This window comes from Paenibacillus sp. P2(2022), assembly GCF_029522175.1.
In the GTDB taxonomy this organism is placed as follows: domain Bacteria; phylum Bacillota; class Bacilli; order Paenibacillales; family Paenibacillaceae; genus Paenibacillus; species Paenibacillus polymyxa.
Window position 1 is genome coordinate 1,152,701 of sequence record NZ_JAKWFI010000001.1, and the last position, 13,843, is coordinate 1,166,543.

A 13,843-nucleotide genomic window follows, 5' to 3' on the forward strand; every position below is an offset into this window, starting at 1 on the left:
TAAAGGGTATTGGATCTTACAGGAATATAACCAAAAGTCCACACACTAAAAAGAAGGAACCAAAGAGAATAGATACAGAGCCTCTAAATTTCATGTCATTAATGTATGCATCACTTGGTTCTGAGTCACCTTTGATCTTCCAGGCTTCGTTTGCACGCCATCCCCAAGTGGGATTTCGTTTACTTAAAATACCAAGCGCGAAAAAAATAATTGCAAAAAGTATAAGTACGAAACCAAGCATTTTATCAACTCCTTTAATAAATTATACCAAAAAATAACGATGGAAAGTATAGCCCCCAAGGGCAGAGAGGACATAACACACCTTTGGGGATAAGAAGGAGGGAACAGCACATTGGAAGATCCAGTTAACATAATTTCTCTGTCAGGAGGCAAAGACAGCACGGCGCTATGGTTGCTTGCTTGCCAAAGACTTGAACCGCATATTGCAGTCTTCGCAGATACTGGCAATGAGCATCAACAAACCTATGAATATATTGATTATCTGGAAAGAGAGATTGGCCCGATCCGCCGCATCAAGGCAAATTTCAGCGCGCAAATAACCCGTAAGCGAGAATGGGTGCAGACGAAATGGCGTGAAGAGGGGATATCCGAAACAATCATTGAGCAGGCTTTGTCTGTACTGCATCCAACAGGCAATCCGTTCTTGGATATGTGCATTTGGAAAGGAAGGTTCCCCAGCACAAAAGCACGTTTCTGCACTGTGGAGTTGAAGGTAAGACCTTTCTTCGACCAAGTATATTTGCCTCTCCTGGAGCAAGGAAAGCGCATTGTGAGCTGGCAAGGTATACGAGCACAGGAAAGTCTTGCGCGATCCCAAATGCCAGAACGGGAGGAAACACCGGAAGGATATGAGATATACCGTCCGCTTATAAATTGGACAGTCGAAGACGTATTTGCAATGCACGCCAAACACAACATTGAGCCAAACCCGTTGTACAAGCTGGGAATGGGTCGTGTGGGGTGTATGCCATGTATAAACGCAGGCAAAATGGAGCTGTTTGAAATAGCCCGTCGCTTCCCGGAAGAAGTGGAGCGGATCGCCCAGTGGGAGGAAATCGTAAAGCTGGCTTCCAAGCGACATGGTGCATCATTCTTCGCAAGTTCGGATGGGGAACAAATTTGGGATAAGGTCGAATGGTCGAAGACGGTTCACGGGGGGAAGCAAATAGATTTGTTCAAGACTCTGGCATTCGATGATGTACCTGTTTGCTCCAGCCAGTACGGACTATGTGAATAAGGAGGGAACAGCCCTCCATAAGGGGGATAGACATATGCGTAAATTAAGCCTGTTCTCTGGGATCGGCGGAATTGATTTAGCAGCTCATTGGGCAGGCATGGAGACGGTAGCATTTTGCGAACGTGAGCCGTTTCCGCAGGCTGTGTTACGTAAGCACTGGCCTGACGTGCCCATATATGACGATGTATGTACATTAACAGCCGATCGGCTAAAGGAGGATGGAGTAATTGGACCAGGTAGAGCAATTGACCTTGTTTCCGCTGGATACCCATGCCAGCCTGAAAGTCTTGCCGGGAAGCGAAGAGGCACGGAAGATGACCGTTGGCTCTGGCCAGAAGTTGCTAGAGTTTTACAGGAAGTCCGACCCCGTTGGTTCCTTGGCGAGAATGTTGCTGGACACATCAGCATGGGGCTCGACACTGTGCTTTCTGACTTGGAAAGGTTCGGCTACACCACGCAAACGTTTGTTATTCCGGCTTGTGCCGTCGGCGCCCCGCATAGGAGAGACAGAGTATTTATCGCCTCTTGTACAGACGATGTGGGGGACACCGAGCGCAGCGGATGCAGTGGGCAGCCACGGGGGAGGTCAAAGCAAGTCGCTACGAACGGATATATCCAACTGGAAGAAAGGGCTTTGGCCTACACCAAAGGCGAGTCTTCGAGGAGATTGTCCATCGGAGCGGCAGCGGAGAACACCAGATTTGCACGCCGCAGTGAAAATGTGGCCTACCCCTCAAGCATCGGACAATCGGGATCGAGGGAATTTATCGAACCCAGCAATCAAACGGAGAGTGGAGCAGGGAAAACAAGTGAACCTGTCCATGACCGTATCGGAGCAGAGTGGGCAGCTCAATCCGGACTGGGTGGAATGCTTAATGGGCTTTCCAGAAAACTGGACGAACATAGATGGCCGGCAGCATTAGGGCAGGAGCAGTACAATTGGGAGCCGCCACGGGTAGCCACTGGAATTAAAGACCGTGTGGGTCGGCTTAAGGCGCTGGGCAATGCAGTTAATCCACATCAGGTTTACCCGGTGTTGGCAGCTATAAAAGCCATAAATGACAGTCTTTAAGGGGGATACACCATGCAAGGAGTACGAAGCCCATTAATCTGGTTCGGCGGTAAGAGCAAATACGCGCAGCATATCATAAGCCGTTTCCCAGCTCATCGGAAGTATGTAGAGCCGTTTGGTGGCGCAGCTCATGTAATTGCTCAGAAACCGCGCATAACGCACGAGGTATACAACGATATTGACGGACTGGTTGTTAACTTTCTATTGGTTAACAGAACGGATCCTGAACGGCTTCGGCAAGCTTGTGAGTCACTTCCGTATAGTCGGCAACTCTATGAACGGTGGAAACGTGAAGCGATGCCGGAGGATGAATTTGAAAGAGCTGTACGTTTCTTTTATCTAAATCGGTCAGCCATAGGCAAGGGGAATGCGGAAGAGGTTCCGCAAACAGGCTGGCGGCACAGTACAGTTTCTGGCCAAAGCCCGGCGAACGGATACCTTAGCGCCTGTAAGCTGCTGCCGGACTTCGCAGAGCGGATGAAAGGCGTAATGATCGAGCATACAGACTTTCGGACGATTATTGAGAAATACGATGATCCTCATACCCTGTTCTACGTGGATCCGCCTTACGTGGGCAGGGAGAAATATTATGCCGGCAGTTTCACAGAGCGTGACCATCGCGACCTGGCGGACTTGCTTCATAGAGTACAGGGGAAAGTTGTTCTTTCTTACTACGACGATCCGCTTATAAAAGAGCTTTACCCCGACTTCACTCGAGATCCATTTGACGCACATAAACAGGTGGTAGGCGGCTCTGGTGCGGATATCGACACTGAGGAAATGCTGCTTATGAACTTTGACAACCGTCAATTAACCCTATTTTAAGGGGGATACACCCCCTACTACCTATACCAAAGGAGAGATAACACATGATTGAATGGATCGAATTTACCGTAAAGAAACCAGAAGAGGAAGGAAAGTACCTTGTGTCCGATGGCAACAACGTAGATGTGGCTGATTACATGCTTACCTATAACGATGATATCGAAGACTATGAGTGCAAATGGTATCCGTCAGACTTAAGTCCATTGGATAACGAGAGCATAACTCATTGGGTATTAATAAATCTACCGGGAGAGGCATAACAGCCTCTTACCCTATACCCCTATATAAGGAGCGAAGAACGATGAATGCTGCATGCACGAAACAGCTCAAGAACGGAAAAATCAAAGTTGTATCCGGTACAGTTTTACAACACGGACAGGGAATTGTTACTTTGGTGACCGCTGATCGAAATGGTAATCGGCAAATAAAGAGGATTCGTGAGTCTGAGTATAATATTAGATTTTTTTGAACCCCTATATATAAGGAGCGATAAGCATGTACACCGTATGGGAAGAATTTTTTCGCTGGCGTTGGACCATTCGTAAAAACGTCAGCAAGCGGACTGCTGAGAAACTTGTACGTGAATGTCCAGTAGGTCGCCGCAGATGGATTGAGCCATATTAATCGGGGAGTTTCCTTATAAGGAGAGTGAATATATATGTTACCTAAACAAGAAACGCCAGGAAGATTCGTTATTCAGGACGTTCAGAATAATAAATATCTACAGCACAATGGAAGCGACTTAGACCATCCTTATGAAGACGTAGACAGCACAGATAAAGCTACGGTATGGGGCACGTTGGAACACGTCTCATACGTCCTGTGGTGGTACGTAGACATGCACAGACCGTACCGGATTATCAATTTAGATACGGGTGACCGATTTGTTAAAAACAAGGCACGAGGCATACCGCATGTGATGACGGAGCTATATAACCCGGAGTTGCTACAGCCCCAAGGAGGTAGTCAAAAATGAAACGAGTAGTATTTTACCGCAACCCCGGCCCCGGCAGTCAGCCGTATAAGGAAGTTGTGAACTTTGATGATGATGCAACAGAGGCGGACATAACCGAAGCCTATACAGACTGGGTATGGCAGGAGATAGGCGAACAATTCACCTGGTATTTTGAGGACGAGGATGGAGGCGGTAAAGGTGAGTGAACGACAGAACCTGTATGAATTGCAAAAACAGTGTCCGCACCCAAAAGATACGACTGAACAAAAATACTTATACATCAATGAATCAGCCCTTCTTGATTATGAGTATTGTGGTAAATGCGGCAAACGATTAGGGGAGGAAGAACAGTCATGAGTGAACGGACAGTAGATTTAATCCGTACAGATTTGCAGTCAGCAAAGAATGAAGCAAAGAAAAATATCCTGTTACCAGTTAGAGAGGTAGAAGACCTGCTTGCCCTGGCAGACTCACTCCAGCAGCGACTAGAATTAAAAGATCACACTCTTAAAGACGTAGAACACAACCGCTCGTTGTTGAGCAAGGAGGTTGCAGAGAGGGACCGGACAATAGACCTGCTCACAAAGCAAATTACCGACGAGGTTGGGATATCCGCTAAAGCAATTGCTGAGCGCGATATGTTCAAAACTTCCTTTGAACATTGGAATAAGGAAGCCCATAGAGTAGTCAATGAAAACAGCAAGCTGCGTAAGGCACTGGAAGAAATAGCCGACAGCAAAAAAGACATGTCAGGCGTGTTTTGCCGGGTTGCAGCACGAGAGGCATTAGGTAGGGAGTAACCACCAATACAATACGCCAATAGAAAAATGGTGCATAAATCAATTTGCCAATGTTATAATTGAATTATAGAGCATAATTCAAAGGGGCGATTGATTGTGGAAGAACTTAACACCAAATTACTAAAGACATACTCGTATATGTCAAGGATTTCCAATGCGACAAAACAATTTTTCCAAAAACAACGAGTGGATAAGCTAATGGATGAAATTGTACGCCTTCGAAAAGGGCAAGGGCGTATGAAATATATAAACTATATCAAGAGATGCGAAAAAGCTATTGCAGATGGCGAAACAATTGTAAATGCATTTGAAGTTGAAATATCTACTTGGCCCGACAGAGAGTTATACACACTATTTCCATCACCTAAAGCCAAAGAAAATCATTTGATAAATGAACCAGAAATCAAAGAAGAGATAAGTCGTCGCGGCGGTAAACGCAAGGGTGCAGGAAGGAAGCCTATAGGCGAAAAACCAGTTGTTCGAAAGGTGTCCATAACTCTGCCACAAGAAGAGTGGGACAGAATAGACAAATTGATTGATGGAGCAAAATTCAAAAATCTAGCTCATTATTTTAGAGTGTTGGCGATTAAGGCGGAGAAATCAGAGGATTAAACCAATACAATACGCTCCGTCAGAGTGTAGGAGCGTTGGAAGGATGATAGATGTGAATGCAAAAGAGAAAAAAGCCTATGACCAAGGTCGAATGGTTGAAGCTGAAATAACGTTAGAAAACTTATATAGGATTCTGGACGAAATGACTGAACAACCTCACGAAAGAAGCCACATTATTGCTTGTATTCGGGATTTAGAAAGAGATACAGGAAAAGACAGAGCTTATTTTAAGGCTCAACAAAATGCACTTGAGGATTAAACCACACAAGGAAGGATGATAGATATGTTGGATATGACAGACCAGCAGATAAACGTAGCTTTAGCGGAGCTTACAGGCTTTCCTGCTGATAAATTAACACCAAACTACTGCAATGATGCTGCCGCCTCTCTGGAGGTACAGGCAAAGGCTTTGATGACGGCAGGCAAGGAATACACCATGTGTCTTACAAAGATTTTGACTGACTCTTTTGAAATAGAAGTGCCAGAAAACGATCCATATTGGATAGCTACATTAGTGTTAACAGCCACACCGAGACAGAGGGCAGAGGCTGCTTATATGACATTATCCAGTCAGTGTTAAACCAATACAGGGTGTAGATAGAGGCCCCCCATATTGTCGCTAGGAACGTTAAATATGGAGGGAGAGATATGAACCACCACTCCATAGGAAAGCGGTGTGAACCCATTATAAATGCTCTCTTTCTAAGAGTAAATGTCGTGGGACTTGCTTGGAGAGTTAAAAATACGCTACAGGGTGTAGGACCTACACCCACTAAGGGAGGATATATAGTCGTGAAAATACGAGTTGTCGATAGCAAGCCAAGAAAAAACGAAAGTGACATAAATCGTCTGATTGGGGAAGTCTTCGATGTGAAAGAGAAAAATAAACAAGGAGTAATGGTAGCATTCGGAGAAACAGGACTTTTCCTTATTCGCAATGAAGAATTTGAGGTTATCGGGGAGGAACAAAAATGACAGATAAACCACGCTTAATAGATGCAGATAAGCTAATCAAGTGGTTTGCGCATTCTCCAGACTCAGACGGTTTTTTGGAAGGATCAACGTGCGTAAACTCATTCAATAGTTTAACTGATGCAATATCATCAGGATTATTTGATCCAGACCCACCACAGCAGCCAGATATACAGGTAGGGGAACGTAACTGGCAAGAGGATATTAAATTCCTGATTGAACTACAGAAAGAACTTAACAGTCAAGCGAACGATTGCCAAGCTTCCCCGCGCTTTTGGACAGTTGGTGACTATAAATGGGTCGAATGCCTTGAAGACAATGCAGAGCGTTATTATGTTTATTTACCAAGTGCAGGCGAATCTTATGAAATTGATAGTTATTTACTGGATATCAAAGAGGATGAAGAATTCGAAGCCGATGAGCAAACAGAGTTCAATGAAATAGATTGCGAAATTTCTGCAATAGAGTGGATACAGAAATATCGGGATGAGGAGGCATACCTTATACCTACGAAAAAAGAACATTTTATAAGGGAAAATACCATGTTTTTAACAAAGGCAGAAGCTAAACAGCACATTGAAATGAATCATTACCACTATACGGATGAAGCTCACACCTATGCTATGACAGCATGGAGAGCGCCAAAGGTAGAGCGCTTGGTAAAAATCCTGAACGAATTTGACTTTCAAGCTCTCCTGCAAGATAAAGGAGACACCCCATGATAAGAGCCTATACCTCTATATTATGCGCATTACTGTTATATGTGGGGATTGTGCAAGTAGATAGATTCATGCTTATTGGACATATTACGCCTGATACACTCAGCTATACAAGGAGTGAACATTTATGGTAAACGGACATTCTGTAGTTATACGTAACAAAGAAGAGGATGCTACTGATACACAGAAGATAATCCAAGTAAACTTCTTTGACGATGTAGATGTAGTAGATATAAGAAAAACAAAATGGCTGCTAAACAAATATACTGACTTAATTGATGTAATCAAAAACTATGAATACTCACTTCAACAATTGGAAAACGGCATGGCTGCATATGATTTGCTTTCGGCAGAGGGATCGGTTGCTAAGCGAGTCTCGGGGCAAGAACTGACAGCAGATGTGACAGCAAATGCCGTGCTACTCAAAGACCAGCGACATGTAAATTATAAATTTTATCAATTTCTCACGAATAACATTAAGTTTGCAATAAATAATATGCGTGATAAGCACGAGGGATTGATAGCAAAGCTGTTATTTTTGGATGGTATGAAATATCTCAAAGCTCAACAATATTTGGAAAAAGGTTATCGCAAGGACATACCTCCTATCTCAGCGACTACATTTGCAGATAAACGGCGTAGGGTTATTGTCAACATAGCAAACAGCCTAAAAACAAACCGTACATTGGATTTTGTCACCATCGACTATGGTCGGGGACGAAACCAAGAAGGAGAAATTGGACTGAGGATGCCAGAAGTAAATTAGACCGTAAGGGCTTAAGCCTTTGCGGTCTTTATTTGTTATGTGGGGTAAGACAAATCCGTAGTAGGCGCGTAGTAGAAAGGATTTACACTTTATTCAGGAACAAATTAAATCTATTCTAGGAGGCAACAAACATGGCACAAAGTTATGCATTTTTAGACAACACGGGGATTTTACACCTTCATTCCTTGGAAAGTGAAGCAGCCAAGCATGGCAAGTATGTAGGTACAAATCTGGATTACGACGAAAGCGGCTTTCCGGTTATCGGCGGCGAAGGTGTAGTCTACTATGTAGACAAAGACACAGCTTATGTAAACGGAAATGAACATGATGGAAAACAAATTGCTGTACCAAGTGGCCTTAAATCACTAGCTAGTCAACTTCAGTAATCATTAAGATTTAAATGTGGTGGCGGAATAGACGCAAGGCCCGATACACGCCTCGCCCACATCGAAACTAACTACAACTAATTCGAGACAGCCGTAAAGAGGGTCATAATACCCCATCAATAAGGGCGGCAGATTGTTCCGCACGTAATGCGGACTATAGCGATTGACGGTAATCGCTGTGAAATAATTCCCGTTGGGAACCATACCGCATGTATAAGGGGAGCGGCAGTGGCAAGCGCATGACGGAGGGTTAGGGCGCAAACAATAATGATGTGGTGGCGGAAAAGTGCCAATAATGGCGGGAGACGCTGAAAGTCAAAGGGCAAAGCCAGACGCAAATGGCACAAAGCGGAGGACTGGCGTAATGCAGGTTCGAATCCTGTCCACATCAAAAATGATATCTGTACAGATAGGGTAATGGGTAACCGTTGCTCTTTTTGTTTTATAGAGATGAGGAGGAAGATAAATGCTGAATTTCGGGCAAGCGATTGAAGCGTTGAAGGAAGGGAAGAAGGTAGCACGTGCTGGATGGAATGGTAAAGGTATGTGGGTTGTGCTATTGCCATCCTTGCAGTTACCGCCACACTCCACACAGAAACCTGGACCGAAAGTAAACGACCGCACAGCGAAGCATATTGGCGTAGACACACCACTGGATTCCCAACCGTACATTGCCATGTGGACTGCTGCAAAACAATGGCAACCGGGTTGGCTTGCTTCACAAGCTGATATGCTGGCCGAGGATTGGGAGGTTGTCGAATGAAACCAACAGTAGGACGCAATGTTCACTACAAGGACACGGAGGGTAAGACACTTGCTGCGGTAGTGGTTCACGTAAATCCTGATACAACCGGAATGGTGAACTTGGCCGTGTGGAATGAATTTGGTAAGCAGTTCAACGCATTGAACGTTCGTCAAGGAAATGGGTCAGAACAATGGAACTGGCCGCCACGTCAGTAGCAAACTTTTCCCCGCTTAGTCTGGGATATAAGACACATACAGGAAAACAGCGGTTCGATTCCGCTGTGTGTCTTAATAGATGTTTACGATTATAAGAAACGTGCTGTAAAATGTCCGTTAAACACACCTTAGAGGATGGTACAGCCGATGATAATGGATCGTGAACAATTTAGAATGCGTTTGAAAGAAGGGAATCGCAAAGACTTGCCTCTTGTAAAAATAATCGCATTCAAAGCAAAATACGCAAAAATAGAAGAAATGGACTTCAAGACACGGTTCGATAATCTAATGAGCGTACGGCTTAGTAACGCCCTAGCAAAAGAGTTTCAAGGAAAATCATTTCTAGAGTTTGCTAACTATAAACCGTCTTATTATTCGGGGATAAGTAACATGGGCAAGTTGACGTTTGCTGAATTTCTGGACGTGCTGTACGACATGGCGGTTCCAATACAGTTAGACTACAAAAGCAGTGATTACTATACTGTTGCTCAGCTTGCTAAAATACTGGTGGCTAAAGAAGAGGATATAATAAGACAGTTGGAATCAGGCCGCTACAAAGATGCGTTCATCAATGAACAAGGTGAATGGCTCAAGCCCAAGCCGCCTGAAAATGAAAAATTTCGTGGTCGCCAATAGGCGGCTTCTTTTGTATGTCAGGAAACTTTTCCTTAGCTTCAGATACATTATCAAAAGGGGTGAATAACAAGGCATGGGACGAAAGAGAGACCCGAAACGGGACGAAGTATTTGATTTATGCAAAGCTTGCCAAAAAAGTGGTATCAAGCGTGCTTGTATTAATAATAGAACAGCTTATATATTGAGTATCATATGTTTACTGAACTAGTACGTATTATCTCAAAAAAAGCTGAGTAGACAACAAGCTACTCAGCTGAACAACTAAGACATTAAGATGTATATACGAAAGAGAATGTTGCAGTGAAAGATTGGTTGGTAGGGGTTTGAATAACAACTACCCAGTTGTTACCTTGTGGATAGCTCAAAACAACACCTGGTAGGTGTCTATCATTATCCCAACCAGCGCTTATTGTTTTGACGTTATTAGCTATAAAGGTGAAAGTATATCTTGTATTTGCCGGAATAAATCTTATGAAATCATCTCTATAAAAATTGTTTGCCAGGAAAATAGTGGCATTTGCATCTTTGTGTCTTAGGGCAACACGCTTAAATTTGCGAGCAACTTGTTTCTTTTTTGGCTTTAATATTTTCTTTTGGTTAACTGGCGATTTTGCATTCATTGATTTTACACCTCCTTTATAATTACTATATTATTAAGATTGTGTAGATTTGATTGTACTATTTGATAAGGCAAAAAGTACAACGTGTATTAGAATGAAGAGTCACTGAATTAGAAGCTTTTTATTTTTGTACAGGAAACTTTCCCTTAGCTTCAGATACATTATCGAAAAGGGGGAATAATAAGATTATGGGACGAAAAAGAGATCCAAAACGGGATGAAGCATTCGATTTATACAAAACCAGTTCCGGCAACATACGTCTCACAGATATAGCCTCTCAACTTAGTGTATCTGAAGGTACGGTAAGAGGATGGAAGGCTAAAGATAAGTGGGAGAGTTTAATTGCTGGAGAAGTGAAGGATACGGAACGTTCTGATGAAAATGGAGCGCCTTATAATAAAGAAGCTCCAGATGAAGATGAAGACCCAACATCATATCCTGATGAGCTTTTTCTAAAAGCTGTCCAAATTGTAGCCGAGGCCAAACAAGCCTCGGTTTCTTTATTACAGAGAAGGATGAGGATAGGCTATAGCAGAGCAGCCAGACTGATTGATGAACTGGAGCGGCGCAGACTCATTGGTACATATAGAGATGATAAGCCAAGAGAGGTATATGCTACCCCGCTTACAGTTGACGCACTTGCTAAAGAGCTAAAAGTTGCTATACCAGAAATACGGAGCGCTCCGAAAAAGGTATCGGAACGCTCCAGTAATATGGAACGTTCTAAAAAAGTACAGAGCGCTCCAGTGGTTGTTGAAGAACCTGAACCTGAAATTCCTGATGAGGATGGATTAACGCCTAAGCAAAGGATATTCACTTATGAATACCTTCGAGACTTCAACGCTACCAGGTCAGCCATTGCGGCGGGATACAGTAAGAAAACTGCCTATCAGATTGGATTCGCTCTGTTGAAGAAAGTTGAAATTCAAAACATTATTCGGCAGCACAAAGAATCTATGATTGATGAGATAGGATTGAACGCTCAGCGCGTACTGATGGAGTACATGAAGATAGCTTTTGCAGACATTACGGATTACGTGGAATTTGGTCAAAAGGAAGAGGACGTTCTTGGTTTAGATGGAGACCCTGTCTTTGATTCTGAGACTGGAGAAACGAAGAAGTACAGATATAATTATGTCTCTTTTAAAAACAGTGATGAAATTGATGGAACTCTGGTTTCAGAAGTCAAGCAGGGTAAGGACGGAGTGAGTGTAAAGCTACACGACAAAACCAAGGCATTAGACGTGCTAACTAAATACATGGATCTGCTTCCAGACAAACATAAACGGATGGTTGAAGACGAGAAACTTAAGATGCAGCGTGAGAAACTTGAGCTCGAAAGGGCAAAAGTCACGGGTGAAGGCAATACAGAAGACGATCTAATTGATGATTGGGTAGAGGCGGTGGTAGGTAATGAAGACGAAAGACTCACCGGAGACGAAACGGAGGCTTCAAGCATTCAAGAAACGGATTCCTGAATATCGTAAGAATCCTACATTATTCTGCCAAGAGATGCTTAAATTCTATCCTGATGATTGGCAGGCAAGCACTCTTATGGATTTAGCAAATGATCCTCGTGTTTCAGTCCGTTCAGGTCAGGGTGTAGGAAAAACCGGACTAGAAGCTGCAACAGCCCTTTGGTTTCTATCCTGTTTCCCTTATCCAAAAGTGATTTGTACAGCTCCTACAAGACAGCAGTTACATGACGTGTTATGGGCTGAGATAAATAAATGGCAGTCCAAAAGCCCAGTGCTGAAAAGAATCCTTAAATGGACTAAAACCAAAATCTACATGAAGAACTATGAGGAACGCTGGTTCGCTACAGCTCGGACAGCAACCAAGCCTGAGAATATGCAGGGCTTCCATGAGGACTACATGCTTTTCATTGTGGATGAAGCTTCAGGTGTTGCTGATCCAATCATGGAAGCCATTTTAGGTACGTTGTCGGGTGAGTTCAATAAAATATTGATGTGCGGCAACCCGACAAAAACGTCGGGTGTTTTTTATGATTCACACAATAAGGACAGAGCGGATTATAAAACACGCAAGGTGTCATGCTTAGACAGCCCAAGAACCAGTAAGGATAATATCGCTATGCTCAAGCGTAAGTATGGTGAAGGTAGCGATGTATGGAGAGTCCGGGTTGAAGGTGAATTCCCCCGTGGAGAATCGGATACCTTTATCTCGTTGGAAGTAGCAGAATTTGCAGCTAAAGAAGTGAAACTGGAACCTACTGGAGATATGCTAACCATAGGCGTTGACGTTGCACGATTTGGTGATGATGAAACCTCAATGTTTGCTGGTATAGGACCAAGAATTGTAGGGGAACACCATCATTTCAAGAAAGACACAATGGCTACTGCTGGTTGGGTGATCAGCCTGGCTAAAGAACTAAATGAAGAGCATCCATATTTAAACCGAATCAGAATAAGAGTTGATGATAGTGGTGTAGGTGGAGGAGTAACCGATCGACTAAATGAAATCGTAGCTGAAGAAGGGCTACCATATGAAATCATTCCAATTAACAACGGCTCCTCTTCATTAGATGAACACTATGGAAATCTAGTTACTGAAATGTGGGCATCCATTAAGAAACAATTAGAACAGAATATGAGCAATTTTATAAATGGAGATGTGAGCGTTCTGCAATTGCCCGATGACGATGTTCTTATAACCCAACTTACAGCACGTAAATGGAACATGACCAGTAAGGGTAAAATGCTACTTGAAAGTAAGAAGGATATGAAAAAGCGTGGGCTCAAGTCGCCAGACCGAGCTGACGCTTTTGTTTTGACATTTGGGGAATATTTAATGGAACCAGATACACATATTATGCTTCCTTCAATAGGTAGTGTAACTGTAAAAAGATAAATTACGGTGAGAATAGATAATATATTGCATGAGGTGGAGATTTCTCAGAACTGTTTATTTAGAGAGCATCAATCTACTAATGAGGCCAGCAAAGTGAGGGAGGAAATTGCTCCATAATATAATATTGATAAGGAGATAGAGCTTGAGGCAAAGGATAGTTTGTTGGAACTGACGATGAGTAAGTTTTCCAGTATGTGCAACGTGGGGGAGTTCTGAGAAGTCACGATTATATCAGGTGTGGTGAGCTAGGGACTAGTGACAGCACATTTTGTGATAAAAATTGCAGCTATAAACATAGTGGGGATTATATTGAATCTTAATGTTAAAAAATATATATATAAACATCCAAATTGTATATAAAACAAAAGTCGAAGTTCATTTTCTTCGACTT

Annotated in this window: 23 protein-coding genes; 21 read left to right on the forward strand and 2 right to left on the reverse strand. The window is 43.2% G+C overall.

Annotated features, from left to right (window positions below; genetic code table 11):
- Window positions 1-16: 16 nt before the first annotated feature.
- The gene (locus MMB75_RS05070; protein ID WP_017427631.1) at window positions 17-241 is read right to left on the reverse strand and encodes a DUF6199 family natural product biosynthesis protein; all 225 of its coding nucleotides are present in this window, start codon (window positions 239-241) and stop codon (window positions 17-19) included.
- A 111-nt stretch (window positions 242-352) separates the two neighbouring features.
- Here MMB75_RS05070 and MMB75_RS05075 point away from each other — a divergent pair, with 111 nt between their 5' ends.
- From MMB75_RS05075 to MMB75_RS05165, 19 genes are all read left to right on the forward strand, one after another.
- Window positions 353-1,258, forward strand: coding sequence for a phosphoadenosine phosphosulfate reductase domain-containing protein (locus MMB75_RS05075; protein ID WP_126665803.1), 906 nt, complete (start codon window positions 353-355; stop codon window positions 1,256-1,258).
- Between the two features lie 34 nt (window positions 1,259-1,292).
- On the forward strand, window positions 1,293-2,330 hold the full coding sequence (locus MMB75_RS05080) for a DNA cytosine methyltransferase (protein WP_277507127.1): 1,038 nt from the start codon (window positions 1,293-1,295) through the stop codon (window positions 2,328-2,330).
- A gap of 12 nt (window positions 2,331-2,342) precedes the next feature.
- Entirely contained in the window at window positions 2,343-3,155 is an 813-nt protein-coding gene (locus MMB75_RS05085; protein ID WP_277507128.1) for a DNA adenine methylase, read from the forward strand.
- 44 nt (window positions 3,156-3,199) lie between these two features.
- The gene (locus MMB75_RS05090; RefSeq protein WP_064964040.1) at window positions 3,200-3,415 is read left to right on the forward strand and encodes a hypothetical protein; all 216 of its coding nucleotides are present in this window, start codon (window positions 3,200-3,202) and stop codon (window positions 3,413-3,415) included.
- Window positions 3,416-3,650: 235 nt separating this feature from the next.
- Window positions 3,651-3,779 (forward strand): hypothetical protein, encoded by a 129-nt coding sequence (locus MMB75_RS05095; protein WP_277507129.1) that lies wholly within the window; start codon window positions 3,651-3,653, stop codon window positions 3,777-3,779.
- A 34-nt stretch (window positions 3,780-3,813) separates the two neighbouring features.
- The gene (locus tag MMB75_RS05100; RefSeq protein ID WP_277507131.1) at window positions 3,814-4,131 is read left to right on the forward strand and encodes a hypothetical protein; all 318 of its coding nucleotides are present in this window, start codon (window positions 3,814-3,816) and stop codon (window positions 4,129-4,131) included.
- Entirely contained in the window at window positions 4,128-4,316 is a 189-nt protein-coding gene (locus MMB75_RS05105) for a hypothetical protein (protein ID WP_277507132.1), read from the forward strand. The genes MMB75_RS05100 and MMB75_RS05105 overlap by 4 nt, the downstream gene beginning before the upstream one ends.
- Window positions 4,309-4,467, forward strand: a complete 159-nt coding sequence (locus tag MMB75_RS05110; protein ID WP_277507133.1) for a hypothetical protein — start codon at window positions 4,309-4,311, stop codon at window positions 4,465-4,467. The genes MMB75_RS05105 and MMB75_RS05110 overlap by 8 nt, the downstream gene beginning before the upstream one ends.
- Entirely contained in the window at window positions 4,464-4,910 is a 447-nt protein-coding gene (locus MMB75_RS05115) for a hypothetical protein (protein WP_277507134.1), read from the forward strand. Before MMB75_RS05110 ends, MMB75_RS05115 begins: the two co-directional genes overlap by 4 nt.
- Window positions 4,911-5,006: 96 nt before the next feature.
- Window positions 5,007-5,522, forward strand: coding sequence for a hypothetical protein (locus tag MMB75_RS05120; protein ID WP_277507135.1), 516 nt, complete (start codon window positions 5,007-5,009; stop codon window positions 5,520-5,522).
- A 43-nt stretch (window positions 5,523-5,565) separates the two neighbouring features.
- Window positions 5,566-5,781, forward strand: a complete 216-nt coding sequence (locus MMB75_RS05125; RefSeq protein WP_277507137.1) for a hypothetical protein — start codon at window positions 5,566-5,568, stop codon at window positions 5,779-5,781.
- A 24-nt stretch (window positions 5,782-5,805) separates the two neighbouring features.
- A complete protein-coding gene (locus MMB75_RS05130; RefSeq protein WP_277507138.1) occupies window positions 5,806-6,102 on the forward strand; it encodes a hypothetical protein in 297 nt (98 codons plus the stop codon).
- A gap of 68 nt (window positions 6,103-6,170) precedes the next feature.
- On the forward strand, window positions 6,171-6,497 hold the full coding sequence (locus tag MMB75_RS05135) for a hypothetical protein (protein WP_277507139.1): 327 nt from the start codon (window positions 6,171-6,173) through the stop codon (window positions 6,495-6,497).
- Window positions 6,494-7,216 (forward strand): hypothetical protein, encoded by a 723-nt coding sequence (locus tag MMB75_RS05140; protein WP_277507140.1) that lies wholly within the window; start codon window positions 6,494-6,496, stop codon window positions 7,214-7,216. The genes MMB75_RS05135 and MMB75_RS05140 overlap by 4 nt, the downstream gene beginning before the upstream one ends.
- 124 nt (window positions 7,217-7,340) lie before the next feature.
- Window positions 7,341-7,979 (forward strand): hypothetical protein, encoded by a 639-nt coding sequence (locus tag MMB75_RS05145; RefSeq protein WP_277507141.1) that lies wholly within the window; start codon window positions 7,341-7,343, stop codon window positions 7,977-7,979.
- A 131-nt stretch (window positions 7,980-8,110) separates the two neighbouring features.
- Window positions 8,111-8,365, forward strand: a complete 255-nt coding sequence (locus tag MMB75_RS05150; protein ID WP_277507142.1) for a hypothetical protein — start codon at window positions 8,111-8,113, stop codon at window positions 8,363-8,365.
- Between the two features lie 469 nt (window positions 8,366-8,834).
- A complete protein-coding gene (locus MMB75_RS05155) occupies window positions 8,835-9,128 on the forward strand; it encodes a DUF2829 domain-containing protein (protein ID WP_126665827.1) in 294 nt (97 codons plus the stop codon).
- Window positions 9,125-9,325 carry a hypothetical protein gene (locus tag MMB75_RS05160; RefSeq protein ID WP_277507143.1) on the forward strand — a complete coding sequence of 67 codons (201 nt, stop codon included), beginning with the start codon at window positions 9,125-9,127 and terminating at the stop codon, window positions 9,323-9,325. Before MMB75_RS05155 ends, MMB75_RS05160 begins: the two co-directional genes overlap by 4 nt.
- 147 nt (window positions 9,326-9,472) lie before the next feature.
- Window positions 9,473-9,961, forward strand: coding sequence for a hypothetical protein (locus MMB75_RS05165; protein ID WP_277507144.1), 489 nt, complete (start codon window positions 9,473-9,475; stop codon window positions 9,959-9,961).
- 269 nt (window positions 9,962-10,230) lie between these two features.
- Here the strand turns inward: MMB75_RS05165 and MMB75_RS05170 are convergent, their stop codons facing one another.
- The gene (locus MMB75_RS05170) at window positions 10,231-10,581 is read right to left on the reverse strand and encodes a hypothetical protein (RefSeq protein WP_016822053.1); all 351 of its coding nucleotides are present in this window, start codon (window positions 10,579-10,581) and stop codon (window positions 10,231-10,233) included.
- Window positions 10,582-10,769: 188 nt separating this feature from the next.
- On the opposite strand from MMB75_RS05170, the gene MMB75_RS05175 reads away from it, so the two are divergent.
- Both MMB75_RS05175 and MMB75_RS05180 read left to right on the forward strand, forming a co-directional pair.
- Entirely contained in the window at window positions 10,770-12,059 is a 1,290-nt protein-coding gene (locus tag MMB75_RS05175) for a terminase small subunit (protein WP_016822052.1), read from the forward strand.
- A complete protein-coding gene (locus MMB75_RS05180) occupies window positions 11,995-13,452 on the forward strand; it encodes a DEAD/DEAH box helicase family protein (RefSeq protein ID WP_016822051.1) in 1,458 nt (485 codons plus the stop codon). The genes MMB75_RS05175 and MMB75_RS05180 overlap by 65 nt, the downstream gene beginning before the upstream one ends.
- The last annotated feature ends 391 nt before the right edge of the window (window positions 13,453-13,843 follow it).